At 66.8% G+C, this 26,454-nt stretch carries 25 protein-coding genes and 2 pseudogenes; 12 read left to right on the top strand and 15 right to left on the bottom strand.

Annotation, left to right across the window (positions count from 1 at the left end; all coding sequences use genetic code 11):
• Window positions 1-40: 40 nt before the first annotated feature.
• The 3 genes from EU513_RS11920 to EU513_RS11910 are packed head-to-tail and all read right to left on the bottom strand — an operon-like array spanning window position 41 to window position 2,927.
• Complete coding sequence (locus tag EU513_RS11920; RefSeq protein ID WP_129626208.1) at window positions 41-991, bottom strand: L-lactate dehydrogenase; 951 nt, start codon at window positions 989-991, stop codon at window positions 41-43.
• 41 nt (window positions 992-1,032) lie between these two features.
• On the bottom strand, window positions 1,033-1,455 hold the full coding sequence (locus EU513_RS11915; RefSeq protein WP_129626206.1) for an NUDIX domain-containing protein: 423 nt from the start codon (window positions 1,453-1,455) through the stop codon (window positions 1,033-1,035).
• Window positions 1,452-2,927, bottom strand: a complete 1,476-nt coding sequence (locus EU513_RS11910) for a DHA2 family efflux MFS transporter permease subunit (protein WP_129626204.1) — start codon at window positions 2,925-2,927, stop codon at window positions 1,452-1,454. Before EU513_RS11910 ends, EU513_RS11915 begins: the two co-directional genes overlap by 4 nt.
• A gap of 150 nt (window positions 2,928-3,077) precedes the next feature.
• On the opposite strand from EU513_RS11910, the gene EU513_RS11905 reads away from it, so the two are divergent.
• Entirely contained in the window at window positions 3,078-3,809 is a 732-nt protein-coding gene (locus EU513_RS11905; protein WP_129626202.1) for a VIT family protein, read from the top strand.
• Between the two features lie 91 nt (window positions 3,810-3,900).
• On the opposite strand, the gene EU513_RS11900 is transcribed toward EU513_RS11905, so the two are convergent.
• A complete protein-coding gene (locus EU513_RS11900) occupies window positions 3,901-5,583 on the bottom strand; it encodes a formate--tetrahydrofolate ligase (RefSeq protein WP_129626200.1) in 1,683 nt (560 codons plus the stop codon).
• Window positions 5,584-5,720: 137 nt separating this feature from the next.
• Here EU513_RS11900 and EU513_RS11895 point away from each other — a divergent pair, with 137 nt between their 5' ends.
• The 4 genes from EU513_RS11895 (at window position 5,721) to EU513_RS11880 (ending at window position 9,687) form a co-directional block, all read left to right on the top strand.
• Window positions 5,721-6,896 carry an acyl-CoA dehydrogenase family protein gene (locus tag EU513_RS11895; RefSeq protein ID WP_129626198.1) on the top strand — a complete coding sequence of 392 codons (1,176 nt, stop codon included), beginning with the start codon at window positions 5,721-5,723 and terminating at the stop codon, window positions 6,894-6,896.
• Between the two features lie 6 nt (window positions 6,897-6,902).
• Complete coding sequence (locus EU513_RS11890) at window positions 6,903-7,976, top strand: acyl-CoA dehydrogenase family protein (protein WP_129626196.1); 1,074 nt, start codon at window positions 6,903-6,905, stop codon at window positions 7,974-7,976.
• A gap of 52 nt (window positions 7,977-8,028) precedes the next feature.
• Entirely contained in the window at window positions 8,029-8,898 is an 870-nt protein-coding gene (locus EU513_RS11885; protein ID WP_129626194.1) for a universal stress protein, read from the top strand.
• Between the two features lie 114 nt (window positions 8,899-9,012).
• Entirely contained in the window at window positions 9,013-9,687 is a 675-nt protein-coding gene (locus tag EU513_RS11880; protein WP_168990261.1) for a DsbA family protein, read from the top strand.
• A 3-nt stretch (window positions 9,688-9,690) separates the two neighbouring features.
• Here the strand turns inward: EU513_RS11880 and EU513_RS11875 are convergent, their stop codons facing one another.
• The gene (locus tag EU513_RS11875) at window positions 9,691-10,137 is read right to left on the bottom strand and encodes an SRPBCC family protein (RefSeq protein ID WP_129626190.1); all 447 of its coding nucleotides are present in this window, start codon (window positions 10,135-10,137) and stop codon (window positions 9,691-9,693) included.
• A 97-nt stretch (window positions 10,138-10,234) separates the two neighbouring features.
• On the opposite strand from EU513_RS11875, the gene EU513_RS11870 reads away from it, so the two are divergent.
• Both EU513_RS11870 and EU513_RS16160 read left to right on the top strand, forming a co-directional pair.
• Window positions 10,235-10,687 (top strand): Fur family transcriptional regulator, encoded by a 453-nt coding sequence (locus tag EU513_RS11870; RefSeq protein ID WP_129626188.1) that lies wholly within the window; start codon window positions 10,235-10,237, stop codon window positions 10,685-10,687.
• Window positions 10,680-11,333: pseudogene (locus EU513_RS16160) on the top strand (hypothetical protein). Before EU513_RS11870 ends, EU513_RS16160 begins: the two are co-directional and overlap by 8 nt.
• 73 nt (window positions 11,334-11,406) lie before the next feature.
• Here EU513_RS16160 and EU513_RS15940 read toward each other — a convergent pair.
• From EU513_RS15940 to EU513_RS15935, 4 genes are all read right to left on the bottom strand, one after another.
• Window positions 11,407-11,583 (bottom strand): hypothetical protein, encoded by a 177-nt coding sequence (locus tag EU513_RS15940; RefSeq protein WP_168990254.1) that lies wholly within the window; start codon window positions 11,581-11,583, stop codon window positions 11,407-11,409.
• Complete coding sequence (locus EU513_RS11860; protein WP_129626186.1) at window positions 11,580-12,989, bottom strand: OFA family MFS transporter; 1,410 nt, start codon at window positions 12,987-12,989, stop codon at window positions 11,580-11,582. The genes EU513_RS15940 and EU513_RS11860 overlap by 4 nt, the downstream gene beginning before the upstream one ends.
• Before the next feature lie 350 nt (window positions 12,990-13,339).
• The gene (ppk2, locus tag EU513_RS11855) at window positions 13,340-14,224 is read right to left on the bottom strand and encodes a polyphosphate kinase 2 (RefSeq protein ID WP_239702291.1); all 885 of its coding nucleotides are present in this window, start codon (window positions 14,222-14,224) and stop codon (window positions 13,340-13,342) included.
• Between the two features lie 105 nt (window positions 14,225-14,329).
• Complete coding sequence (locus tag EU513_RS15935) at window positions 14,330-15,046, bottom strand: flavin reductase (protein WP_255407463.1); 717 nt, start codon at window positions 15,044-15,046, stop codon at window positions 14,330-14,332.
• Between the two features lie 36 nt (window positions 15,047-15,082).
• Between EU513_RS15935 and glsA the strand changes: the two genes are divergently transcribed.
• On the top strand, window positions 15,083-16,057 hold the full coding sequence (glsA, locus tag EU513_RS16430) for a glutaminase A (RefSeq protein WP_129626180.1): 975 nt from the start codon (window positions 15,083-15,085) through the stop codon (window positions 16,055-16,057).
• Window positions 16,058-16,063: 6 nt separating this feature from the next.
• On the opposite strand, the pseudogene EU513_RS16425 reads toward glsA, so the two are convergent.
• The 4 genes and pseudogenes from EU513_RS16425 to ychF form a co-directional block, all read right to left on the bottom strand.
• Window positions 16,064-16,183 (bottom strand): annotated as a pseudogene (locus tag EU513_RS16425) (type II toxin-antitoxin system prevent-host-death family antitoxin); the annotation flags it as partial.
• Window positions 16,184-16,552: 369 nt separating this feature from the next.
• The gene (locus tag EU513_RS11835; RefSeq protein WP_205744762.1) at window positions 16,553-17,347 is read right to left on the bottom strand and encodes an alpha/beta fold hydrolase; all 795 of its coding nucleotides are present in this window, start codon (window positions 17,345-17,347) and stop codon (window positions 16,553-16,555) included.
• Window positions 17,344-17,646: a HigA family addiction module antitoxin gene (locus tag EU513_RS11830; protein ID WP_129626176.1), complete on the bottom strand. Its 303-nt coding sequence runs from the start codon at window positions 17,644-17,646 to the stop codon at window positions 17,344-17,346. The genes EU513_RS11835 and EU513_RS11830 overlap by 4 nt, the downstream gene beginning before the upstream one ends.
• A gap of 128 nt (window positions 17,647-17,774) precedes the next feature.
• Entirely contained in the window at window positions 17,775-18,854 is a 1,080-nt protein-coding gene (gene ychF / locus EU513_RS11820) for a redox-regulated ATPase YchF (RefSeq protein WP_129626174.1), read from the bottom strand.
• A 30-nt stretch (window positions 18,855-18,884) separates the two neighbouring features.
• Here ychF and EU513_RS11815 point away from each other — a divergent pair, with 30 nt between their 5' ends.
• Entirely contained in the window at window positions 18,885-19,862 is a 978-nt protein-coding gene (locus tag EU513_RS11815; protein WP_129626172.1) for a DUF389 domain-containing protein, read from the top strand.
• 4 nt (window positions 19,863-19,866) lie between these two features.
• Here the strand turns inward: EU513_RS11815 and EU513_RS11810 are convergent, their stop codons facing one another.
• Complete coding sequence (locus EU513_RS11810; RefSeq protein WP_129626170.1) at window positions 19,867-21,219, bottom strand: MFS transporter; 1,353 nt, start codon at window positions 21,217-21,219, stop codon at window positions 19,867-19,869.
• A 107-nt stretch (window positions 21,220-21,326) separates the two neighbouring features.
• Here EU513_RS11810 and EU513_RS11805 point away from each other — a divergent pair, with 107 nt between their 5' ends.
• Together EU513_RS11805 and EU513_RS11800 are read left to right on the top strand one after the other, a co-directional pair.
• Window positions 21,327-22,532: a DNA recombination protein RmuC gene (locus EU513_RS11805; RefSeq protein WP_129626168.1), complete on the top strand. Its 1,206-nt coding sequence runs from the start codon at window positions 21,327-21,329 to the stop codon at window positions 22,530-22,532.
• 26 nt (window positions 22,533-22,558) lie between these two features.
• Window positions 22,559-23,812, top strand: a complete 1,254-nt coding sequence (locus EU513_RS11800) for a threonine/serine exporter ThrE family protein (protein WP_129626166.1) — start codon at window positions 22,559-22,561, stop codon at window positions 23,810-23,812.
• Between the two features lie 108 nt (window positions 23,813-23,920).
• Here the strand turns inward: EU513_RS11800 and EU513_RS11795 are convergent, their stop codons facing one another.
• Window positions 23,921-24,955, bottom strand: a complete 1,035-nt coding sequence (locus EU513_RS11795) for a 4-hydroxy-3-methylbut-2-enyl diphosphate reductase (RefSeq protein ID WP_129626164.1) — start codon at window positions 24,953-24,955, stop codon at window positions 23,921-23,923.
• A 252-nt stretch (window positions 24,956-25,207) separates the two neighbouring features.
• Between EU513_RS11795 and xseA the strand changes: the two genes are divergently transcribed.
• Window positions 25,208-26,446 (top strand): exodeoxyribonuclease VII large subunit, encoded by a 1,239-nt coding sequence (xseA, locus tag EU513_RS11790; protein ID WP_129626162.1) that lies wholly within the window; start codon window positions 25,208-25,210, stop codon window positions 26,444-26,446.
• The last annotated feature ends 8 nt before the right edge of the window (window positions 26,447-26,454 follow it).

Below are 26,454 nucleotides of genomic sequence, written 5' to 3'. Positions count from 1 at the left end.
CGTCCTGGTGCAAAGCGACCACGTCTCACGCGTTTTCGGTTCAGGCCTCGGGCCAGAACTCGCGCATGACCGCCCGTAGCGTGTCTGCGCTGGCGGTGAAGCGCTGCGTCTCCTGGTCGTCCAGGTCGAGTTCGACCACCTCGCGCACCCCGCGGCGGCCGATGCTGGCCGGCACCCCGATGTAGATGCCCTCCTGGCCGTACTGCCCTTCGAGCAGCGCGGACACCGGCAGCGTCACCTTCTGGTTCGACAGGATCGCCCGGGTGATGCGGGCCAGCGCCATGCCGATGCCATAACTGGTGGATCCCTTGGCGGCGATGATGTCGTAGGCGGCGTCCCGCGTCCGCACATAGATGTCCTCGATGTCGGCCTCGATCTGCGGGTTCGCCGCGATGCGCTTGGCGAGGGAGCGGCCCGCGATCGACGCGGCGCTCCACACCGGCAGCTCGGAGTCGCCGTGTTCGCCGATGATCATCGCGTGGACGTTGGTGGTGGCCACCTCGAAGTACTGCGCCAGGTTGTACCGCAGTCGCGCCGTGTCGAGGCTGGTGCCCGATCCGAGCACCTGTGCCGACGGCAGACCGCTGTGCCGCCAGGTGGCGTAGGTGAGGATGTCGACCGGGTTCGTAGCCACCAGGAAGATGCCGTCGAACCCGGACGCCATGACCTCGCTGACGATGTCCTGGGTGATGCGGACGTTGGTGCCCACCATGTCGAGCCGGGTCTGGCCGGCCTTCTGAGCAGCACCGGCACACAGCACGACGATGGCGGCGTCCCTGCACTCCTCGTAGCCGCCGTGGGTGACGGTGATCGGACTCGGCGCCCACGCCTCGCAGTGGTTGAGGTCGGTGACCTCGCCACGGGTGCGGTTCTCGTCGGTGTCGAGCAGCACCAGTTCGTCGGCGATGCCCTGGTTGACCAGCGCGTACGCGTAGGCGATGCCGACCGCGCCGGCACCGATCAGGACGACCTTGTTCTCGACGTACTTCATCGGGCTCTCCCCTGCCGACGGATGCGCTGACGGGGCCGAGCCTACGAGCCCACCCGTGACCAACGCGAATGCAGCAGGTGAACGATCGGCAGATCGTCGCGCAACCAGCCCACGTCGAACAGATCATCGAGCGGCAGCCAGCGCAACTCGTCGTGATCCTCCAGCGGCGCGGGTACGCCCGAGGTGATGACAGCCAAGAAGACGAACATCAGATAGTTCTCGCCGAGCGGCCAACCGCCGTCCTGCGGACCGGGCACCTCGTCGCCGAGATGGACGTGAACTCCCAACTCCTCCAACAGTTCTCGGTGCATCGCCATCTCGTGGCTCTCACTCTCGTCGACCTTGCCGCCGGGGAACTCCCAGCCGCCGGCAAGGGCTGCGGGGGCTGACCTGCGGGCCGCGAGCAGAAGCGTCGGTGCAGCCAGATCGTCGACGATCGCAGCCCCGACGACGTGCCGGTTCACGCGTCCGCCTTCACACCGTGCGGATCAGTGAAGAACAACACGGCGACGACGCCGATGAGGACGACGGCCGCCGGCAGGTACAGCGATTCACCCATCGCGCGGGAGAACTCGTGGGCGACGTGCGGAATGTGACCGATCGATCCTCCGGCGGCGCCGGGTTCCGGTGAGGTCAACCCCACCCCCGCGCCGAGCCGGTCGGCCAGTCGAGCCTCCATCAACGAGGCGATCGCGGCACTGCCGAGCACCGCGCCGACCTGGCGGGTGGTGTTGTAGACACCCGAACCGGCGCCGGCTCGCTGCGGCGGCAGGGTGCGCGTTGCGGTCACCGACAGCGGTGACCACATGAAGCCGTTGGCGACGCCCAGCAGCAGGATCGGCATCAGCACGAGCCACAACGGCGTGTCTCGGTCGAGCAGGTACCCGAGCCACACCAGCGCCACCACGAAGCAGGAGAGCCCGAACCCGGCGAGGATCCGCGGATGCATCCGGTCGACCAGGCGTCCGACGAAGGGTGCGAGCGCGGCGGTGAGCAGGGCCATCGGTGCGAGCAGCAGCGCCGCCTGGGTCGGCGTCCAGCCGCGCACCACCTGCGCCCAGAGCATGATCGGGAACGCCATCGCGGTGATCGCCAGTCCGACGGTCGCGATCGCCACGTTGGCAAGAGAGTAGTTGCGGTTGCTGAACAGGACCAGCGGCACCAACGGCTCGGATCGGTTCACCCGCTGCCAGTACACGAAGGCGGCCAGGACGAGCAGTCCCCCGATGATCAGCAGTGGCACCGAGATGAACCCCGTGATGGTGCCCCAGTCATAACGCTGTCCCTCCTGAATACCGAACACCACCAGGAACATCCCGACCGCCGACAGCCCCACACCGAGCAGGTCGAAGCGATGCGACTGCACCGACAGGTCGGGCACCAGTCGCCAGGCCAGCACGAACGCGAGCACCCCGATCGGCACATTGATGATGAAGATCCATTCCCAGCTGAGCTCGTCGATCAGCACGCCGCCGAGGATGGGACCCACGAGCGTCGCGACTCCCGCGGTCGCGCCCCACGCACCCATCGCGGCGCCACGCCGTTCGGCCGGGAAGATACGGGTGATGATCGTCATCGTCTGCGGCGACAACAGGGCTGCGCCGACGCCCTGCACGACGCGCGCGGTGATGAGCCCGCCGATGGACGACGTCAGGCCGCACCACAAGGACGCAAGCGTGAACACGGTGAGCCCGACGAGGTACACCCGCTTGGGACCGAAGCGGTCGCCGAGGCGTCCGGTGATCAGCAGCGGCGTCGCGTACGCGAGCAGGTAGGCGCTGGTCACCCACACCACCCCGGTGATGTCGGCGCCCAGTCCCTCGATCAGCGCCGGCGTCGCGACCGAGACGATCGTGGAGTCGACCAGGATCATGAAGAACCCGAACAACAGCGCGAACAGTGCGCGCCAGGAATCCTTCAGATCATCGGTTGCCATGCGGCAACGATAGGCCTGCTGCCGGCTGGTCAGATGAGCCTTCCCTTCGTGGACACCGCCGCTTCGCCCGAGCACAGTTGGATGGAGCGCTCCGTGCACAGTTGCGTGCACACTTGCGTGCACAGACAGACGACGCGAGGGAGGAACGGCATGAGCACCGACGCCACGAAGGCGGACGCCGTCGTCCCGCACCCCGACGAACCGCACACCGAGAGCACGGCCAGCCGGCTCAACTGGTTGCGCGCCGCAGTGCTGGGTGCCAACGACGGCATCATCAGCGTTGCGGGGCTGGTCATCGGTGTCGCCGGTGCGACCAACGACCGTCAGTCCTTGTTGGTCGCGGGCAGCGCCGGACTGGTCGCGGGAGCACTCTCCATGGCGGCCGGCGAGTACGTCTCGGTCAGCACTCAGCGCGACGGCGAGAAAGCGTTGATCGCCAAAGAGATTCGCGAGCTGGAGGAGATGCCCGAGGAGGAACTCGAGGAGCTTACGCAGATCTACCAGAGCAAGGGTCTGGATCGCGAGCTCGCGGAACAGGTCGCGGTGAAGCTCACCGCCAACGACGCGCTCGCCGCGCACGCCGAGGTCGAACTCGGGATCGATCCCGACGAATACACCAACCCTTGGCACGCCGCCTGGGCCTCGATGGGCGCGTTCACTCTCGGGGCGCTGCTGCCGGTGCTGGTCATCCTGCTGCCGAGCAGCATCAACGTGCCGGTGACCTTCCTCGCGGTCGCCATCGGTTTGATGATCACCGGCGCCGTCAGCGCCCGTCTCAGCGAGGCGAACGTGCGCGCCGCCGTCCTTCGCAACGTCCTCGGCGGATCGCTCGCGATGGCCGTGACCTTCGGCATCGGCAGCCTGGTCGGCACCGGAGTCTGACTCACGTCTGACTCGCCGAGTGGCCGGGCTACGGTCGGGTGGCCGGGTTATGTCCCGGCCACCGGTTCACAGCCCGGCCACTCGGCGAGTCTCAGAACAGACCGGTGACCTGACCCTCCGCATCGACCGAGATACGTTCTGCGCCAGGAGTTTTCGGCAATCCTGGCATCGTCATGATGGTGCCGCAGACGAAGACGACGAAGCCTGCGCCGGCGGCGAGACGGACCTCCCGCACCTCGAGGGTGTGTCCAGTGGGCGCTCCGCGCAATGCCGGATCGGTCGAGAAGGACATCTGGGTCTTGGCGACGCAGACCGGCAGGTCGCCGTACCCCTCCGCCTCGAGTGCGGCGATCTGCCTGCGGACCGCGGCCGGGATGTCGACCGAACCCGCGCGGTACACGCGCGTCGCAACGGCGTGCAGCTTCTCCTCCAAGGAGACCTCGTCGCCGTAGGTGAACTGCAGGTCGGGTGACGGGCTCTCGGCCACGGCGAGTCGGACGGCGCGCGCCAGGTCGAGTGCACCTTCGCCACCGTCGGCGAAGTGGGTCGCGAGTTGCACCGACACCCCGCGGTCGGCCATGCGCTTGCGCAGCAGGTCGATCTCGGCGTCGGTGTCGGAGGGGAAACGGTTGATGCCCACGACGACCGGCAGACCGAAGACGTTCTGGATGTTCTCCAAGTGGCGGTAGAGGTTCAGCAGACCGTCGTCCAACGCCTGCAGGTTCTCGGTCGTCAGATCGGCCGTGGCAACGCCGCCGTGGTACTTCATCGAACGGATCGTCGCAACGATCACGACGACGTCCGGACGCAGCCCGGTCATGCGGCACTTGAGGTCGACGAACTTCTCCGCGCCGAGGTCGGCACCGAAGCCTGCTTCAGTCACGACCCAGTCTGCGTGTGCGAGACCGGCATTCGTCGCCATGACCGAGTTGCAACCATGCGCGATGTTCGCGAAGGGACCGCCGTGCACGAACGCCGGGTTGCCCTCGAGGGTCTGGACGAGGTTGGGCGACAACGCGTCCTTGAGCAGGGCTGTCATCGCGCCGTCGGCCTTCAGGTCGGCCGCGGTCACCGGCTTGTTGTCACGCGTGCGGGCCACGACGATGCGTCCGATCCGTTCGCGCAGGTCCTCCAGGGAAGTGGCCAGACAGAAGATCGCCATGATTTCGGAGGCCACGACGATGTCGAACCCCGACTCGCGCGGGATGCCGTTGATGACGCCGCCGAGTCCGATGACGATGTCGCGCAGCGCCCGATCGTTCACATCGAGCACCCGCTTGAGCAGAATGCGCCGCTGGTCGATGCCGAGCTCGTTGCCGTGGTGCAGGTGGTTGTCGAGCATTGCAGCCAAGAGGTTGTGGGCCGCTGCGATCGCGGCGAAGTCGCCGGTGAAGTGCAGGTTGATGTCGGCCATCGGGTTCAGCTGCGCGTAACCACCGCCGGCCGCGCCGCCCTTCATCCCGAACACCGGACCGAGCGAGCGCTCGCGCAGGCAGACGATCGCGTTCTCGCCCAGTTGGTTGAGCGCGTCGGTGAGACCGACGCTGGTCGTCGTCTTGCCCTCACCCGCCGGGGTCGGACTGGTCGCGGTCACCAGCACCAGCTTCGAACCGGGCCTGCGCTCCGAAGCGGCGACGTGTCGCACGTCGACCTTGGCTTTGTGATCGCCGTACTTGTACAAGGCCCGAGCCGGGATGCCGGCTCGTTCGGCGACGTCTTCGATGGGCCGCATGGGGGTGGTGGCGGCAATCTCCACATCACTGGGTTGCGTCATGGATCACACTCTGCCGCACCCGCTCCGGCGGCACAGCGGATGCCGGACCGAACTCGACTAAGCAAACGCTTACCAAGCCGGGATCGAACGTCTACCGTGGGAACAACCACTGCCGTCCGATGGATCGAGGCTGAACGATGCAACGCCAGTTGACCGACGAGGACCGGGCTTTCCAGCAGGAAATGCGCCGGTTCTTCACCGAGACCGTTCCCGAGGAGCTTCGCTCCGGCCTGTCCAAGGACGGCGAGGTCGACCCCGACGTCATGCGTCGCGCCCAGCGGTTGCTCAACGAGCACGGCTTGGCCGTCCCGCACTGGCCGACCGAGTTCGGTGGCAAGGACTGGACCGAACTGCAGCGGCACATCTGGCGCACCGAGATGCAGGCGGCCAACGTCCCGCCGCCGCTGGCGTTCAACGCCAACATGATCGGCCCGGTCATCGCCTCCTTCGGCTCGCAGGAGCAGAAGGAGCGCTTCCTGCCGCCTACCGCGAACCTCGACATCTGGTGGTGCCAGGGCTTCTCCGAGCCGGACGCCGGCTCCGACCTGGCCTCGTTGCGCACCACCGCCGTCCGCGAGGGCGACGAATACATCGTCAACGGTCAGAAGACCTGGACGACGCTCGGGCAGTTCGCCGACTGGATCTTCTGCCTGGTGCGCACCGACCCGAACGCGCCGAAGAAGCAGATGGGCATCTCGATGTTGCTCATCGAGATGAACTCCCCCGGCGTGACCCTGCGTCCCATCAAGTTGATCGACGGCGGCCACGAGGTCAACGAGGTGTTCTTCGAGAACGTCCGCGTGCCGGCTGACCAGCTCGTCGGCGAGGAGAACAAGGGGTGGGACTACGCGAAGTTCCTGCTCGGCAACGAGCGTGTCGGTGTCGCTCCCGTGGGCTCGATCAAGCGCAACCTCGCCGACGCGAAAGCCTATGCGGCACAGACGAAGACGGCGACCGGCACCATGCTGGACGACCCGCTGCTCGCGGCCCGGATCGCCGAGCTCGAGGCCGAGGTGATGGCCCTCGAGGTCACCGTCATGCGCGTCGCGGGCAACAGCAAGGAGGGCAAGCCGGACCCGGTGTCCTCGATCCTGAAGTTGCGCGGCAGCGAGTTGCAGCAGGAGGTCCTCGAACTCATCACCGACATCGCCGGACCGGCGTCGCTGCACTGGACGCCGACCGACGACATCGAGGAGTGGGCAGCGCGCTCCACGCCCATGTATCTCAACTTCCGCAAGGCTTCCATCTACGGCGGATCCAACGAGGTGCAGCGCAGCGTCATCTCCGGCGGCATCCTCGGACTGAAGGGCTGAACAACCATGGACTTCACCTACGACGACGAACAGAAGGCCCTGCAGAGCGCGGTGCGCGAGATGGCGAATCGCCTTGTGCCGCAGGAAACTTCCGGTGATGTACCGGTCGGTCCGCGGCCGCTCGACCGGGACGCCTGGACGGCCATCGCCGAGATGGGCTTGCTGGGTCTGCCCATCTCCGAGGACGCCGGCGGCATGGGCGCGAGCCCGGTCGAGGTCTCCATCGCCGCGGCCGAACTGGGCGCTGCCCGCCTCGAACTCCCCTACGCCGACGCCATGGCGGCTGCCGTGATGATCGCCCGTGGCGAGGGCGGCGACGACCTGCTCGAGTCGATCGTCGACGGCAGTTCGGTCGTGCTCACGGCACTGGCCGAGCCCGGCCGCGCCTGGGACCCCGAACACCCGGAGGCGACCGCGACCAAGTCCGACGACGGATGGACGATCACCGGTCACAAGCTCGGCAACAACGACCTGACCGAGGCCGACGCCGTCGTCACCACGGCGCAGTGCCCGGATGAGGGCTGCACCTGCGTCTTCCTGGTCAGGGAACCGAAGGCGTCCGGCGCGAGCGTTTCGTTCGAAAGCGCCGAGGCGATCCGCCTCGGCGACCTCGACCTGCTCGCCGAAGGCCTCAATGTCGGCATCATCGCGCTCGGCGGTGAAGCGCTCGGCGCCATGGGTGCGGCGCTGCGCTCGACCGTGGAGTACCTCAAGACGCGCAAGCAGTTCGGCGTGCCGCTGGCGGCTTTCCAGACGCTGACCCAGCGCGCTGCCGACATGTACGTCAGCGTCGAACTGGCCCGCAGCACAGTCAATTTCGCGTCGATGGCAATAACCGACCACCCGGGTGACAGCGCGACCGCGTCGCGGCTGAAGCTGATTACCGGGCGCACCGGTCGCCACGTGGGACAGGAAGCGATCCAGTTGCACGGTGGCATCGGCATGACCGCGGAATACTCGGTCGGCCACCACACCACGCGACTGACGCAGATCGAGCACACCTTCGGCGACAGCCGGTACCACCTGGCCCGCCTGATCGCCGGAGTGCGCGAACACGAGATGGTCGACGTCCTGGCTTGAGCCCGACTCCGTTCACTACACTGGATAGTAGGAACGAGTGGGAGGTTCAGCCATGATCGTCGTCGGCTACAACGACACCCCGGACTGCGAACGCGCTCTCGAATGGGCGGCCAGTGAGGCACGACGCAGCGGCGACAAGCTGCGCGTCGTGTCCGCCACCGCAATGCCCACGTTCGCGGACGCCGGCGCAGGGGTGATGATCGACCGCCAGGTCATCGAGGACGGCGCCGTCGAGATGGCGAAGATCGGTGCGGAGAAGGCGTCCGCGCTGGGTGCGTCCGACGTCGAACCGCACCACTCGCTGGGCAACCCGGCCGAGATCCTCGTCGAGGCGGCTGAGGGTGCGCGCGTGATCGTGCTCGGCAGTCGCGGACGTGGTCCGGTGCTGTCGGCTCTGCTCGGTTCGGTCTCGTATGCCGTTGCGGCACATGCGAAGTGCCCGGTCGTGGTGGTCCGCGCGGATGCACCGTCCGTCGGTCCGCAACACCCGATCGTGGTCGGGGTGGACGACTCCAAGCCGTCCCAGCGGGCCCTCGCGATGGCCTGCGAGGTGGCCGCAGAACGCGGTGCGCCGCTGCACCTGGTGGCCGTGTGGTCGCAGCCTGCCGCGACCATCGCAGCCGCCTCGTACGTCGACGGCGCGGTGCTGATGACCGCCGGTGAAGGCATCCACCAAGCGGTCGAGGCCGAGTTGCGCGGCACTGCTGATCGGCTCCGCACGGATCACCCCGACCTCTCCATCACCGCCGAGGTGATCGAGGGCGATCCGGCGTCCGCTCTCGCCGCCGAGGCCGACCGCGTCGGCGCCTCGATGCTCGCCATCGGCACGCGCGGTCGCGGCGGGTTCCGCGGCATGATGCTGGGCTCGGTGAGCCACGGTGTCCTGCACTCCGCCAAGTGCCCGGTGGCGATCGTCCGCTGACCACAACGAGTCCGGTTCGAGTGTCATGAGGGATGAGGCGTGTCTGCCTCATCCCTCATGACACTCGCGGGCCCCGGCGGGAATGCGGAGGCGGTCCCCGGCTTTGATAGGGGCATGAACGTCGACATCTGGTCCGATCTCGCCTGCCCGTGGTGCTTCATCGGCACCGAACGTTTCCACCAGGCGCTGGCCGATTTCGAGGGCCGCGACGACGTCCGGGTCATCTGGCACAGCTACCAGCTCGACCCGAACCTTCCCGAGCACTTCGAGGGTTCGGAGATCGACTACCTGACCGAATCCAAGGGCATGCCCCGCGACCAGATCGAGGCGATGACCGAGCAGGTCGCCGGCGTCGCCGCTGCCGACGGTCTGCAGTTCGATTACGCCAACCTCAAGGTCGCGAACAGCCGGCTGGCACACCACCTGGTGCACCTGGCTCAGTTGCGCGGCGTTGCGACCGAGGTCAATCGCGCGCTCTTCGCTGCGCACTTCGAGCACGGCGAGGACATCGCCGACAAGGACGTGCTGACCCGCATCGGCACCGAGCACGGGCTGTCCGCGGACGAGATCGGTGAGGCTCTCGGCTCCGAGCAGTACGACACCGCGATGCGCTCGGACACCGATCAGGCCAAGGGCATCGGGATCAACGGCGTACCGTTCTTCGTCGTCGACGGACGCTTCGGCGTCAGCGGTGCACAGCCGGTCGACACCTTCGCCAAGGCGCTCACGCTTGCCCTCGAGGACGCCCCCGAAGGCGGCGGCTGCTGCGGCGGAAGCTGTTGCGGCTGAGGTCTATTCGACCGCAGCTGCCAGTCGGTCGATCGAACCCAGCAACCGTTCGGACGTCGTCCAGCGCGCCCGTTCGAAGCGCTGTTCGTCGGTGAGGCCGGTCCAGTCGTAGGTGTGCGTCACCCGGGTCGAGCCGGTGTCGATCGGTTCGAGTTCCCAGCGCCACAGATGGCCCGCCTGCGGCTCGCCCACACCGGAGGGCTTCCAGGCGATCAACCGACCCTCCTCGAACTCGACGACGTGGTTGTCGCGTTCCTTGCCCTTCGTCGTGGTCATCCGGAAAACATCACCGACCTGGTGAACCCGTTGTCCTGCAGCGGCTTTCGAGAGGTTGTCGTTTCCGTCCCACTCCGGCTGCCGGGCAGGATCGGCGATGAGTTCGAAGATGACGTGCGCGGGTGCGTCGATGACGCGGGTGGCCGAGACGACCCGTTCCTGGCTGCTGTCCATGCGCCCACTGCAGCACAGTGTGGCGGCGTCCACAATGGGAGACCGTTCACCTGCTTGTTTTGAATCGTTCAAGAAAACGGGATAGACAGGAGGGGTGATGACCGAGGAGCTCGACCGCAGCCTGCGTGAGGCCGGCCTGCGCGTGACTCGCCCTCGCGTCGCCGTGCTCGACGCTGTCCGCGCCAACCAACACGCGGACGCGAGTGAGATCCTGCGGGCTGTACGCGCACAGTTGCCGGCCGTCTCGCACCAGGCCGTGTACGACTGCCTGTCGGCGCTGACGGCGTCCGGCTTGTTGCGCAAGATCGAACCCGCCGGCTCCCCCGCCCGGTACGAGTGGCGACGCGGCGACAACCATCACCACCTGGTCTGCCGATCCTGCGGGGTGATCGCCGACGTCGACTGTTCGGTCGGCCACGCACCCTGCCTGACGGCGAACGACGACCACGGTTTCGTCATCGACGAGGCCGAGGTCATCTACTGGGGCATGTGCCCCGCTTGCACGACCGCCGGTTCAACCCTGACGAAGTCAGGAATCACAAATGACTGATGTGTCCGACCCGATCGAGACCACGACGATCGAGGAGACCAACGACCAGGGCGAGGCCAAGGAGGCCCGCTGCCCGGTGATCCACAGCGCGGCAGCGGACCCCGACCACAACAAGCGGTGGTGGCCGAACCGCCTGAACATCAAGATCCTCGCCAAGAACTCCCCGGCCCGTAACCCGCTCGGCGAGGAGTTCGACTACGTCAAGGCGTTCGAGGCCCTCGACCTGGCCGAGGTGAAGAAGGACATCGCACACGTGATGACCGACTCCAAGGACTGGTGGCCGGCCGACTTCGGCACCTACGCCCCGTTCATGATCCGCATGGCCTGGCACGCCGCCACCGCCGGCTCCAAGGTGGGCGTGCTCACCGACCGCGAGGGTGCGCTGACCAACGACTTCCTGGTCACGCTGCTGGACCTGGAGACCTCCTGGGAGCGCGGCGAGGGCGACCTCTAAAACGGCAAGAACGCCACGTCCGGTGCCACCTTCACCGGTAGCCGCGCCGACCTGGTCTTCGGTGCGAACTCCGAGCTGCGCGCCGTCGCCGAGGTGTACGCCTCGGACGACGCGCAGGAGAAGTTCACCCGCGACTTCGTCGACGCTTGGGTCAAGGTCATGGAGCTGGACCGCTTCGACCTGCACCGCTGATTGATCGAATCAGCCTGATTCACCAATGAATCGGCCGGCCGGGATGACTCCCGGCCGGCCGATTCGCGTTCGTTCAGGCGAACAGCTTGGACGCCTTGATGACGGCCTGCCACAGCCCGTAGAGCAGCGGCATCGCGACGAGCGCCCACGCGAGGGCGACCATCAGCGGACTGGTGCTCGCGTGCTGACCCGGCACCTGCTCGTGCCGGACCTCGTCCCGGGGTTCTTCCCGAATCTCGTTGTTGCTCATTCGAATCCTCCCGTGGTCGCTGCGGCTGCATCGCGCGAGCGGTACTTCTTCTCCGGCTCGGCGAGCTGGTCGAAGTGCTTCTCGTTCACGACGGTGATCAGCAGGTTCGCGACGAAGCCGACCGCCAGCACACCGACCATCGTGAACATCGCCGGACGGTAATCGGCCGCCGTGAGCGATCCTGGCTTACCGGCGGCATCCAGGAAGCCGTTGATGATCAGCGGTCCGGCGACACCCGCCGCCGACCACGCGGTCAGCAACCGGCCATGGATCGCGCCCACTTCCAGCGTGCCGAAGAGGTCCTTCAGATAGGCGGGGACGGTCGCGAAGCCGGCGCCGTAGAAGGAGATGATCACCAGCGCGAAGACGACGAACATCCACGTCGCCTTGTGTCCGGTCGAGGCGAGCAGCAGGTACATGACCGCTCCGACACCCAGGTACAACATGTAGATCGGCTTGCGTCCGATGTAGTCCGACAGTGCCGACCAGACGAAGCGTCCGCCCATGTTGGCCAGGCTGAGCATGCCGACGAACCCGGCCGCGACGGCTGCGGTGATCGCCGAGCTGCCGCCGCTGCGGAAGAAGTCCTGGATCATGGGGGCGGCCTGCTCGAGGATGCCGATACCGGCAGTCACGTTGCAGAACAACACGATCCACAACAGCCAGAACTGGCGGGTCTTGATCGCCTCGTTCGCCCGCACCAGTGCGCCGTTTCGTCCGGGATGGTGGGCGACGGTGTCGTCGTGTCCGCCGTATCCCTGCGGCAATCTGATCAGTGCGACACCGATCATCATGAAGATCAGGTAGATGACGCCGAGCGTCAGGAAGGTCATCGTCAACGCGTGCGTCGAGGCGACCGAACCCTTCGCGGTGGGGTCGAAGTCACCGTCGAAGCGCTGCATCAGCGAGTTCGACAGCGGCGCGGCGACGAGGGCGCCACCGCCGAATCCCATGATCGCCATTCCGGTCGCGAGGCCCGGGCGGTCGGGGAACCACTTGATCAGCGTCGAGACCGGTGAGATGTAGCCGATGCCCAGACCGATGCCGCCGAGAATGCCGTACCCGAGGTAGAGCAGCCAGAGCTGACCGGTGGCGATGCCGAGCGAGCCCACCAGGAAGCCGGTGAACCAGAAGACGGCGGAGACCAGCATCGCCCGTCGCGGACCGTTGCGCTCGACCCAGCTTCCGCCGATCGCCGCGGACAGACCCAGGCAGACGATCGCGATCGAGAAGACCCACGCGACCGCGGTCTGTGAGGAGTCGAAGCGGGCCACCAATGAGGCCTTGAAGACGGAGAACGCGTACACCTGCCCGATCGACATGTGTACCGCGAGCGCCGCCGGCGGAATGAGCCAGCGGCTGTAGCCCGGTGGTGCGACCGAGCTCGGTTTGTCCAGGAACGCCATCGTCCCTCCTTTCGTTTGTGCCATGCATCACACCACGCCTTGATAGCGAGCGGCGCACTGCCACACCGTGCTTCTCGCCGACCGGACCGGAACGCACGACGAAAGGGCCGGACCCGGTGAGATAGACGAGCACATGGGCCGACGCTGCGGTGAAAAAGGGCAATCTTGCCGTCGGAGCCCACTTTGACGATCGCCTGATTGGCGATCGTGCCGTCCTTGACGTAGTTGAGGTTGGACGCGGCCGGTCGTGGGTTTCCCGAGCGTGCCCGCCGAACTCTGGACCGCGCCGGACCGGCCGCCGCAGGCTCGACGAAACTGTGACCTGAAACGCGGGGGGCGGGGACCGCCGATCAGTCGCCGACGGTGTGCTTCGCGCGAGTCACGATCTTCGGGTCGGGGGCGAAGACGACGGACTCGTCCTTGTCCTCGTAGTCGAACTGGTGCAGGAAGGCGCGCATCGCGTTGATGCGAGCCCGCTTCTTGTCGTTGCTCTTCACCACGATCCAGGGCGCGTACCGCTTGTCGGTGAGCTCGAAGTTGGCTTCCTTGGCCTTCGTGTAGGCCTCCCACCGGTCGAGGCTCTCCAGGTCCATCGGCGACAGCTTCCACTGACGCACCGGGTCGATCTGGCGCAGCGCGAAGCGGGTGCGCTGCTCGTCCTGGGTCACCGAGAACCACAACTTGGTGACGGTCGTGCCGCTCTCGACGAGCATCCGCTCGAAGCGGGGCGCCTGGCGCATGAAGACGTCGTACTCCTCGTCGGTGCAGAAGCCCATGACGCGCTCGACACCCGCGCGGTTGTACCAACTGCGGTCGAACATCACGATCTCACCGGCGGTCGGCAGGTGGTTGACGTAGCGCTGGAAGTACCACTGGCCCTGTTCGGTGTTGGACGGCTTGTTGAGCGCGACCACACGGGCGGCACGCGGGTTGAGGTGCTCGACGAAGCGCTTGATCGTGCCGCCCTTGCCGGCGGCGTCGCGGCCTTCGAAGACGATGACGTGCTTGGCGCCGACGTCCTGCGTCCAGTACTGGAACTTCAGCAGTTCGACCTGCAGCTTGTACTTCTCCTCCTCGTACACGTCCCGGTCGAGAAGCTCTTCGTACGGGTAGCCCTGGCGCCAGGTCTCGACAGCCTTGCCGTCGGGTGCGATCAGCACCGGGTCTTCCTCGCTCGCGCCGGCGACCGAGTAGCCCTCGATCTTCAGCTTGTCGATGTACTCACGAAGGTTCATGTGCTGCACCATGCGTCCATTCCATCACCCCGGCGACCTTTCGGCGCCTGTTACGGACGAATACCTGAAACCGATTCCGGCGCAGCGCAATTCCCGTGTGAGCGGCTATTCGCCGCCGCTCAGGACACGCGCGAGATGTCCGTCCACCGCAGCGAGCCGACGCACTGCCTCCTCGGCCGGGATGTACAGCAGTACGGAGGTGATGGCCGACTTCGCGTTGCCGTCACAGGATGCGAGCGCCGCAGCAGCGGTGGCGTCGTCGGTGCCGGTCGTCTCGGTCACGATGCGCAAGGCGCGACGTTGCAGCTTCGCGTTGGTCGCCACTACGTCGACCATGAGCGTGCCGTGCACTTTGCCGAGACGGATGTCCGGCGTGTCTGCGTCGGCCAGGTAAAGACGCGTGGCGGCCTGCTGCGGGCCGCGGTGCAGTTGCAGCACGTGCAGCATGATGAGGACGTGGTCGCCCGCGTCGATCTGCGCGTGGCGGTCGACGGTGAATGATGCGAGCGCCTGCGGAAGGACCGCGGCCCCGTCGGCGCAGGTCGCGAACTCGATGCCCTCGAAGCGCGACGCCGTCGGACGCGACAGAAGTGAGACCAGATCGGCGTGCCGATCACCCAGCACGCTGATGCCCCAGCGCTTCGCCTCTCGCAGGACCGGCCATGTCGTCGAGGTCCGGGAGAACGCGAGCGAGACCAACAGCGGGTCGAGAGACCGACGGCAATGAGTTGGCGAGCATGCCGACCACCCGTCCGTCGATCTGCGCGCGTACGAGGGCTTGACCGAACCACTGCGGGTGGCTGAACACCCGCCACACTCGATGTCCTGATCGGCTGTCTCCGACCGTAGGCTCGAACGATGGCTGAGAACTTCGACGAGTACCTCGCACGCACGCTGGACGAACTGCGGGACGAAGCCGGCGGCGAGGTCGAGCAGGTACCGGCGGCGCTCGCCGAGGCCGACCCCGGACTCTTCGGCGCGGCACTGTGCACCACGGACGGCGAGATCCACTCGGCAGGAGATGACGAGCACGAGTTCACCATCCAGTCGGTGTCGAAGGCTTTCGTCTACGCAATTGCGTTGGAGCAGAACGGAATCGGCGAAGTGCTGCGTGCTGTTGACGTCGAACCGTCCGGCGAGGCGTACAACGTCGTCTCGGTTGAACCCGAGAGCAAGCGTCCGCGCAATCCGATGATCAACGCCGGCGCACTGACCATCCACGGCCTCGTCGCAGGAGCCAAGGCGAAGCCGGAAGAACGGGTCGACCGCATCGTGGAGCGGCTGTCCGCGATGGCCGGACGCAAACTCGCGGTCGACGAAGACGCCGCGAAAGACGAACTCGCACAGGCGAATCGGAACCTCGCGATCGCTCACATGCTGCGTGCCGAGGACGTGCTGCCGGACGACCCGTTCGAAGTGGTGACCGGTTACACCCGCCAGTGCTCGATCCTGGTGACCGTTCGCGATCTTGCGACGATGGCGGCGACCCTGGCCAACGGCGGTTACCGGCCCGGCACCGAGGAACAGATCGTGCCCGTCCACGTCGCCCGTCAGGCGATGAGCGTGATGATGACCTGCGGCATGTACGACTCGGCCGGCGACTGGATGTCCGAGATCGGCATTCCTGCCAAGAGCGGTGTCGCCGGTTCGATCGTCGGTGCCCTCCCCGGCCGCGCCGGTCTGGCCACCTATTCACCGCGGCTGGACGCCCACGGCACCAGCGTCCGCGGCCGTGCGGCCTTCAAGCGCCTCAGCGACGAACTCGACCTGCACCTGCTGGACGACCCGCACCGTCAGGACACGCTCTGGCACCGGCTGTCGAAGAAGAAGTAGCCGGCGGTACTCCTGGATCGAGAGCAGGACGAACGCCGGCTCGCCGCGATCCGTGATCACCACCGGACCCCGCGCAGCATCCCGCTTGGCAACACTGACGTCGCGATTGAACTCGCGTGCGCTCATCGTCGTCATAGCCGAGCCTCCTGTAGGTACGTACCTACCTCGGGGGTGCGTCGACCCTCCCAGCAAGGGACCAGTAAGTCATGCAGGCGCAGGGCGACCTTTGAGGCCACCATCGCTCTCAATGCTTGCCAAGGCGTGCGCCAAGGCCTACGCAGAGAACGCGAGCATCCCCCAGCACGTCCAATTGACGAGCTGGAAGAAGTGCCGTTCGTTAACCTCGGGCTTTGCGGGCCACATGTCCCTCCACACCGGTGATCCCGATCGGAAAGCGTCACGCGCGAAGACGAGCAACTTCAGACATTGAAGCGGAACTCCACCACGTCGCCGTAGCTAACAACCTCAGCGGACACTGGTCCGCGAGTCCCTGGCCTAATCGCGGGATAACCAGCGGCGAAGCACGTCGATCCACTCGTCGAAGGCGTCGAGGTGCGCATCATGGCTGCCGCCGCAGAGATCGACTCTGACCGTCTCGGGCCTGCGCCGGATCAGCTCGTCCTTGTCGGCATCGCTGAACATCCCGTGCTTGGCGAAAATCGCGAGCGTCGGAACCTGCAGAGCTTCCCACTCGTCCCAGCGCGGTTCATGCACAGCCTCGATCGTGCGTTGCATGACCGCGGCGTCGAAACGCGGGACGAGCCCATCATCCGTCGACTGGAGATCCGCTACCCAGGCATCAACGATCGCGTCATCACCGAGGAACTCGCGGGCAGCGGCTTCGTCCCGGAACGGAACCGGCCAGGACGCGAAGTACGCGCCGAGACCAGCAGCCTCGCGCGGATCGTCACTCCCCAACACATGGCCTTCGAGCATCACGAGCTGCTCGACCAGGTCTGGGCGCACTGCTGCTGCGAGAAAAGCAGTGTGGGCTCCCATCGACTGCCCGACGAGCGTCGCTCGGCTCCCTGGGGCGAGCTCCTCGATCACCGCCACGACGTCGCCGACGAAGGCGTCGCGGGATAGATCATCTGGAAGCCGCGTGCTCGCACCGTGCCCTCGCTGGTCCACGAGCAGGACCCGATGGTCCTGCAACGCTCGCGCCGTGCGCAGCAACTCCTGCGAGCTCCCGGCAAGCCCGTGCAGCAGCACGACGACAGGGCCGTCGCCGCCGAGGTCGGTGACCGCGATGCAGACGCCTCCGGGGTGCTGCACGACGCAGCTGGTCACGAGACCTGCAGCGGCGCGATCGCCGCGATCTGCTCACCCGCTGCGTCCTCGGCACGGTCGAGCTCGTAGTAGCTCTGTAGGTTAATCCAGAACTCCGCCGATGTGCCGAAGAACTTTGCCATCCGCAGCGCCGCGTCGGCCGTGATCCCTCGCTTCCCGTGCACGATCTCATTGATTCGCCGAGGCGGGACGCCGATTGACACGGCGAGTTTGTTCTGGGTGATCCCGAATACCTCAGTGAAGTCCTCCAGGAGGACCTCCCCGGGGTGGATCGGCTCAATCTCCTCAGTGGTAGTCAATGATCTGCACCTCCTCCGGTCCAGCGTCGGTCCACACGAAGCAAACCCGCCATTGGTCGTTAACCCCTTGAGCGACTCCGCCCCAGCCATCGACGATGACTGGGGCGAAGGGCAATATGACGAAAACCTTAGACGTTGAACCGGAACTCCACCACGTCGCCGTCCTGCATGACGTAGTCCTTGCCCTCCATGCGGGCCTTGCCCTTCGCGCGGGCCTCGGCGACGGAGCCGGTCTCGACGAGGTCGTCGAAGGAGATGACCTCGGCCTTGATGAAGCCCTTCTGGAAGTCGGTGTGAATGACACCGGCGGCCTGCGGCGCGGTCCAGCCCTTGCGGATGGTCCAGGCGCGGGTCTCCTTCGGACCTGCCGTCAGATAGGTCTGTAGGCCGAGAGTGTTGAAACCCTTGTGCGCCAACTGATCCAGACCCGGTTCCTCGATGCCGACTGATTCCAGCAACTCACGCGCTTCGGCGTCGTCCAGTTCGGCGACCTCGGACTCCAGCTTGGCGTTCAGGAAGATCGCGTCGGCGGGAGCGACGAGTTCCTGCATCTTCGCCTGGAAGTCCTCGTCGGTGAGCTGGTCCTCGTCCACGTTGAAGACGTAGATGAACGGCTTGGTGGTCAGCAGACCGAGTTCGCGGACGGCTTCGAGGTCGATCTCGCCCGGGTGCTTGGAAAGCGGGTCACCGGTCTCCAGGATCTTCTGGGCGGCGACGGCGGCGTCCAGGACGGCCTTGTCGGTCTTCTTGCCCTTGACCTCCTTCTCCAGACGCGGCACGGCCTTCTCCAAGGTCTGCAGGTCGGCCAGGATGAGCTCGGTGTTGATCGTCTCCAGGTCGGACGATGGTTCGACCCTGCCGTCGACGTGGTGGACATCGTCGTCGACGAAGGCGCGCACCACCTGACAGATGGCGTCGGCCTCGCGAATGTTGGCCAGGAACTTGTTGCCCAGCCCCTCACCGACCGACGCGCCCTTAACGATGCCGGCGATGTCGACGAACGAGACCGTCGCGGGAAGGATCTGCGCGGAACCGAAGATTCCGGCGAGCACCTTCAGGCGCGGGTCGGGCAACGGGACGACGCCGACATTGGGCTCGATGGTCGCGAACGGGTAGTTCGCGGCGAGCACATTGTTCTTGGTCAGAGCGTTGAACATGGTGGACTTGCCGACGTTGGGCAGTCCGACGATTCCGATGGTGAGGGCCACGGGGACAAGAGTCTAACTACCCTTTGGCGCATGCTCGTCCACCTGCGTCTCACCGTGCCGCCCGATCTGGTCGATCCGGTGCTGTCGTTGCTGTCCGACAAGGCGACGGTGACCAATGTCATCCGCATCCCCGGGGCGAGCATCGAACCGCCGGGCGATCTCATCCAGGCCGACGTTGCCCGCGAGGTCGCGAGCAGCATCCTGGAAGACCTGTCCGACCTGGGACTGGACGAAACCGGCGGGATCGCCATCGTCCCGCTGACCGCAACACCGTTCCGGCGTGCCCACGAGGTGGAGGAGGCGGCCGCAGGTGATCCCGACGACGCCGTGATCTGGGACGTCGTCAAGAGCCAGGCCGCGAGCGCCGTCCGACCGACCATCACCTTCCACCTGTTCCTGGTCATCGCGGTGATGCTCGCCGCGATCGCGGTGCTGACCGACTCCTCGATCCTCGTGATCGGCGCGATGGTGGTCGGACCCGAGTTCGGGACCGTCGCCGCGATCTGCACCGGCCTGGTGCTCGGCAAGGGACGGCTGGCCTATCGCGGTCTGAAACTGTTGGTGCTGAGCTTCACCTTCGCGATCGCGGTGACGGTGGTGGTCGCGTGGATCGCACTGTTCGGCTGGGTCACGTGGGAGATGGTCACCAGGCCCCGTCCCCAGACGGCATTCATCTGGCACCCGGACGAGTGGTCGTTCGTCGTGGCGCTGCTCGCCGGAGCCGCCGGGGTGCTGGCACTGTCGGCGGACAAGGGCCAGGCGATGGTCGGTGTCTTCATCTCGGTGACCACCGTGCCGGCCGCGGGAAACCTGGCTCTCGGTCTCGCGCTGGAGGCCCCTTCGGAGATCGTCGGGTCGCTCCAACAACTCGGACTCAACCTCGCGGGCATGCTGCTGGCCGGCACCGTGACCGTGCTGGCCCAACGCTTCGCGTGGAAACGCATGGACAGACTCACCCAGCCGCTGTTCCGCGTCCGATCTCGTCGCGCAGCGACGCGGACGCACTGACCGCTCAGGCGCTCTGTAGTTCCTTGCCCTTCCACTCCGGCAGGCCGAGTGCAGCGAGCATGGCGACGGCGAACGACACCGCGATCAGGACGAAGGTCGTGCCGGTGCCGTACTCGTCGTGCACCCACGGCACGAGCAACGGGCCGATGATGGACGCGATCCGGCCGAACGCGGTGGCGCTCCCGCTGCCCGTGGCGCGCATTGTGGTCGGGTAGACCTCCGGGGTGACCGCGTACAGCGCGCCCCATGCACCGAGGTTGAAGAACGACAGTAGGCAGCCGGTCAGCAAGATCGCCGACTCCGAACTCGACTGCCCGAACGCGATCGCCGAGCCGGCGGATCCGAGCAGGAAGGTGGCGAGCGTGAACCGGCGTCCGATCTTCTCGATCAGCACCGCCGCAACCGCGTAGCCGGGCAACTGGGCGAGCGTTATCCACAGCGTGAACTCGAACGACTTCGCCATCGGGAAGCCCTGCGCGACCAGGAAGGTCGGAATCCACAGGAAGGCTCCGTAGTAGGAGAAGTTCACCCCGAACCAGGTGATCCACAACGCGATCGTTCGCCCGGCGAAACGCTTCTCCCACAACGCCTTGATGGACGGCTTCGCAGCGGGCGGGGGCGTAGGTGAGGGCACCGGCTCGATCCCGGACGCCTGCTCGAACCGCCGTACGGACGCTTCCGCCTCGTCGATCCGTCCGACTTTCTCCAAGAAGCGCACCGATTCCGGCAGTCCCCGGCGGACGTAGATCGCATACAGCGCCGGGACGACACCGAGCACGAGCGCCCAGCGCCAGCCGTTGTCCTGCGGCACGACGTAGTAGCCGATGAGCGCGGCGAGGATCCAGCCGACCGCCCAGAAGGCTTCCAACAGCACGACCATGCGCCCCCGGATCCGAGCCGGCGCGTACTCGCTGACCAACGTGGACGCGACCGGCAACTCGGCGCCGAGGCCCAGGCCGATCACGAAGCGGAACACGATGAGCATCCAGAAACCGGTCGACAACGCCGAGAACCCGGTCGCCAGGCCGTAGACGATCAAGGTGAGCGCGAAGACGTTACGCCGGCCGATGCGGTCGGCGAGGTATCCGCCCATCGACGCGCCCACGGCCATGCCGATGAAGCCGACGGACGCGATCCAGGAGATCTGCGCGGTCGACAGGCCCCACTCCTGCTTGATGGCGACCATCAGGAAAGAAATGAGTCCGACGTCCATGGCGTCGAGGGCCCAGCCGATGCCGGAGCCGCCGAGCAACCGTCCGTGCAGTTTGTTGAACGGCAACCGGTCGAGCCGTTGGCTGCGGGTGAGCTCGCCGGCGGCGACGCTCTTGGTGCCCTCAGTGCTGACGGCGCTGGACATGGGTCCTCCTGGGTGCGGGTGCGGTGCGAAATCTATCGCCCCGGTGACTCGCGTGCGGCAGTTCGCCACCTACGGTGCTTGTCGGTGGTCGATGCAAGGCTGAAGTCATGAGTCAGATCGGGTTCTTCGTCCTCGGCATGGTCGTCGGTGTTGCGGTGGCCGCAGCGGTGCTGTGGTCCTGGTTGCGCACGCGGTACGAGGCGCGCGTGGTGGGCGCGACCACCGAGGCCGGGCTGCTGCGCGAGAGGGTGATCGACCTCGAAGCAGCGCTGGGTGAAGACCAGCAGACCGCCCAGGCACTGGCCCCGCTCTCCTCGACGCTCGCCCGGGTGGAGCGCCAGGTGGAGGCGCTCGAACGCGACCGCGCGTCGCAGTACGGCGCCCTCGGTGCACAACTGCGCGCGGTCAACGAAACCACCGGCGCGCTCCATCAGCAGACCGCGGTGCTCGCCGGTGCGCTCAAGTCCTCGAACACCTCCGGCGCCTGGGGTGAGATGCAACTGCGCCGGGTGCTTGAGCATGCCGGCCTGATCAAACACTGCGACTTCGACGAACAGGTGCGCGCAATCAGTAGGCACGGCAAAGACATTCGCCCGGACGCCGTCGTCCGCCTGCCCGGTGGCAAAGTGCTCGTGGTCGACTCGAAGGCACCGATCCAGCACTTCCTCGCGGCGCAGTCCGGCGAGGTCGACGACACCGAGCGCGAGCGTCTGCTGCGCACCCACAGCACGGCCCTTCGTGGACACGTCGACGCGCTGTCGGCCAAGGACTACTGGAGCGGCTTCGCGACGACGCCCGAGGCGGTGCTGTGCTTCGTGCCGTCCGAGGCGATCCTCGCGGCGGCGGTCCGTACCGACCCCGACCTGATCGATCGGGCGATGGGCCGCCGGGTGCTGCTGGTCTCCCCCGCCACCTTGCTGAGTGCCCTGCAGACCACGGCGCTGGTATGGCGTCAGGACGCGCTGGAGTCCAATGCCCAAGAACTGCTCACGATCGGACGCGAGCTGTACGAACGCCTCGGCACCCTGGGCAGGCACACCCATCGCATGGGCGACTCGTTGCGCCGGTCGGTCGAGGCGTACAACGCGATGGTCGGCACGCTCGAAGCACGTGTGCTGGTGTCCGCGCGACGGATGGAGTCGCTCGGCCTTGCTTCCGAGCCAGTGCCCGACGTGCCGCCGATCGAGCAGGCACCGCGCCCACTGACCGCCGCCGAACTCATCGACGCGCTCGACGACGAGGTCAGGCGGCCGAGGCTGGACTTCGGCGTGCCCGACCGATCGGGGCCCGACGACGCCTGCGAAACGGCGTAGTCGCCTGCCTCCGCAATAATCGGCGGGTGAACCGAGCCAGTGACGACCAGGTGCGCCAACTGCTGGTGTACCTGTCTGCAGCACTCATCGCCGGCGGCGCCGGATCGCATGAGGTCGAGCGGGACATCCGGGTCATCGCGACTCGCCTCGGGCACCCCGGCGTCCAACTGCACGCGCAGCCGGTCGGCGTGGCGCTGTCGCTCGGCCACGGCACGCCCGCGACCTACGAGTCCGTCGAGGGCCCGCTGCGTCTGGATCAATCCGCAGCGGTCGCTGCGATCCAGCAAGGCCTTCTGGCCGGTTCGATGGATCCGGATGAAGCCCTCCTGCGCCTGCGGGGTCTTCGCGCCCAGCCGCACAGACATCCCGTCAGCGGGATGTACCTCGGCGGTCTCTGCGTCGGCGTCGGACTGGCCCTCATCCTCCAACCGTCCTGGGCAGCGGTCGCGTTCGGAGCAATCATGTCGCCGTTCGTCGCGATGCTCATGCGCGGCGCCGGACGCGGGTTGTTGCCCGCTGCCCTCCTTCCGTGCGTGGCCGCGTTCGGAGTTTCGCTCGCTGCGTTCTGGGCGTACCGACAGGGCTACGTGGCAAGTCCATTGCGCACCCTCCTGCCACCGGTGGCGGTGTTACTTCCCGGCGCAACGATCGTGACCGGCCTCTCCGAACTGGTCAACGGTGCGGTCGTCAGTGGAACAGCCCGATTGACGTCAGGCGCAACGCAATTGGTGATGTTCGCCATCGGCATCGTCGGCGCCGCCGCACTGTTGGACGTCGACGCCGGAGCCTTGCAGAACGCCCGCACCGACGACCTCGGCTGGTGGAGCCCGACTCTCGGACTGCTGCTGGTGACCGCCGGGATCTGCTTGCAGGAGTCCGTGCCTCGGATCATCGCGCCCTGGGTGCTGCTGGTGCTCGCCGCGACGATGACCGCTCAGCTGATCACCCAAGCGCTGACGAACACTGCCTGGACCGGTGCCTTCGTGGGCGCGATCGTTGCGAGCGTCACTGCGTGGTCTGTCGCAGTGCTTCGCCGGGGGTTGCCACGCATGGTGCTCTTTCTACCGAGCTTCTGGCTGCTCGTGCCAGGGTCGATCGGCCTGGTCTCGGTCGCTCAACTCGGGCTGGAACCGCAGCTGTCCGGTCCCACCGCAGCTCTCGCGGCCGGCGTGATCCTCGCTGTCGCCCTCGGCCTGGTGATCGGCACGACGCTGGCCCGTTGGGTGCGCCTGGCCTACGTCGCGGCGCAGTCCCGGCGGGTGCGTGCCGCCGCCGGCTGAAGCTTCGGCCGGATGCCTCCGGTGACGAGATCCGCTCGCGTCAGGATGCGAGCAAATCTCGATACCCCCGCGCGACTGGCGCCGATGTCAGCGCCGGCGCGGGACGCCTCAGTGCAGCGAGCCGGCGTCGTGGCGCACCTTGTCGGCGTCCGCGCCGTTCTTGGCCTTGAGGTCGCGACGTAGTTCGTTCGGGAGCGCGAACAGCAGGCTCTCCTCGGCGGCCACGATCGGCTTGACGTCCTCGTAGCCGCGCTCGGCCAGGTAGGTCAGCACGTCGCGCACGAGCACCTCGGGCACCGACGCACCGGAGGTGACGCCGACGGTCGAGACACCGTCGAGCCAAGACTCGTCGATCTCGTCGGCGTAGTCGACCAGGTACCCGGCCCTCGCGCCGTGCTCCAGGGCGACCTCTACGAGGCGAACCGAGTTGGAGGAGTTGCGGCTGCCGACCACGATCATCAGATCGGTGTCCGGCGCCATCTGCTTGACCGCAAGCTGGCGGTTCTGGGTGGCGTAACAGATGTCGTCCGAGGGCGGGTCCTGAAGCTTGGGGAACTTCTCGCGCAACCGGCGCACGGTCTCCATCGTCTCGTCGACCGACAGCGTGGTCTGCGACAGCCAGACGACCTTCTCCGGATCGCGCACGGTGACCTCGTCGACGTGGTCGGGGCTCTCCACGAGCGTGATGTGCTCGGGCGCCTCGCCGGACGTGCCGACGACCTCCTCGTGGCCCTCGTGCCCGATGAGCAGGATGTCGAAGTCGTCGGACGCGAACCGCTTGGCCTCGCGGTGCACCTTGGTGACCAGCGGGCAGGTGGCGTCGATCGTCTTCAACGACAGCGCAGCGGCCTCGTCATGCACGACCGGCGCGACTCCGTGGGCGGAGAAGATGACCGTGGCGCCCTCGGGTACTTCCTGGGTCTCGTCGACGAAGATCGCCCCACGCTTCTCCAGCGTGGTCACCACGTGCTTGTTGTGCACGATCTCCTTGCGGACGTACACCGGCGGTCCGTACAGGTCGAGCGCCTTCTCGACGGTGATGACCGCGCGGTCGACACCGGCGCAGTACCCCCGCGGCGCAGCCAGCAGGACGCGCTTGGTGTCGGTGCTCTCGGCGCGGACGGTCTCGGTCGTCGAAGTCATGCTTGCCATGGTAGGTGAGCGAGCGCCGCGTCCCGAATTGCAGCCACCCTGCGATCTGTCTCACATCGCGAGATCTTCCCGACTCCAGGCAACCGATCACCGCGGTCACGGCGTCGATGGTTATGACGCGGACACGGGGGTGCCGCGCTCACGGGGGTGAAGGGTCCCGCGTATGTCATTCAGGGGAGGACATACGCGGGACCTTTCCATGTGCCCACGTCGGCAAGACGAACGCGGCTTATTCTCGGCAGCGTGACTCCCCTGCCCGAGAAGGCCGCCGACACCACGGCCGACGAGCCCTGGCCGCTGCGCCTGCTGAGCATGAGGATCGGCGACTACATCGACAAGATGTCACCGGTCTGGGTCGAGGGGCAGCTGGTGCAAGTCAACCGCCGTCCGGGAGCGCCCACGGTCTTCCTCACGCTGCGCGACACCGACACGGAGTTGTCGATGTCGGTCACCACCCACGTCAACACGCTGAACGCGATGGGACCGTCCGTGCAGCCGGGCGCTCGCGTGGTGATGCATGCCAAGCCGACCTTCTGGTCGCGCAACGGTTCGCTGCAGTTGGACGCGCGTCAGATCCGCGCCGTGGGCATCGGCGAACTGCTCGCCCGGGTCGAGCGCCTCAAGCAGTTGCTGCGCAGCGAAGGGGTGTTCGATGCGTCCCGCAAGCGGCCGCTGCCGTTCGCCCCCAAGACCGTCGGACTCATCTGCGGACGCAACAGCGCGGCCGAGCGCGACGTCGTCGAGAACGCTCGGCGCCGTTGGCCGGCAACGAGATTCGAGATCAGGCAGGTTGCCGTCCAGGGGTCGTCGACGGTCGAGGAGGTCACCGCCGCGCTGAGCGAGCTCGACGCGCATCCCGACATCGATGTCATCGTGATCGCCCGAGGCGGCGGATCGTTCGAGGATCTGCTGCCGTTCTCCAACGAGACGATGATCCGAGCGATCTCGTCGGCGCGCACCCCCGTGGTCAGCGCCATCGGGCACGACGTGGACAGTCCGTTGCTCGACTTCGTCGCCGACGTCCGCGCGTCCACCCCGACCGACGCGGCAAAGCTCATCGTCCCCGACCTGCAGGAGCAGCTTGCCGGTGTTCGCCGGTTGCGCGAGACGGGTGCACACAGCCTGCACCGGCGCATCTCCCACGAACGCCAGCGGATCGACATGCTGACCAGCCGTCCGGTGCTCGCCGACCCGCAGACGATGGTGCAGACGCGCCGCGAGGAAATCGTCCGACTGCAGGAACGCGCACGAATTCGGTTGTCGCACAGGCTCGAACGCTCGCACGACAGCGTTACGCACCTGCAGGGGCAACTGCGCGCACTGTCGCCGCAGCAGATCCTTGAGCGCGGGTATGCGGTCGTGCGTCAGGTCGACGGCAGCGTGATCACCGACGTCGCGGACGTCTCAGCGGACGACCTGCTGCGGGTCACCGTGGCGCGCGGCGACTTCGCCGTCCGCCCCGTCGCGGAGCCCGCGCCGTAGGCTGGCAC

Origin of the sequence: Yimella sp. RIT 621, assembly GCF_004146205.1 — a bacterium.
Classification (GTDB): domain Bacteria; phylum Actinomycetota; class Actinomycetes; order Actinomycetales; family Dermatophilaceae; genus Yimella; species Yimella lutea.
The sequence above is the reverse complement of the archived record's forward strand: the minus strand, read 5'-3'. Positions and strand labels throughout refer to the sequence as shown.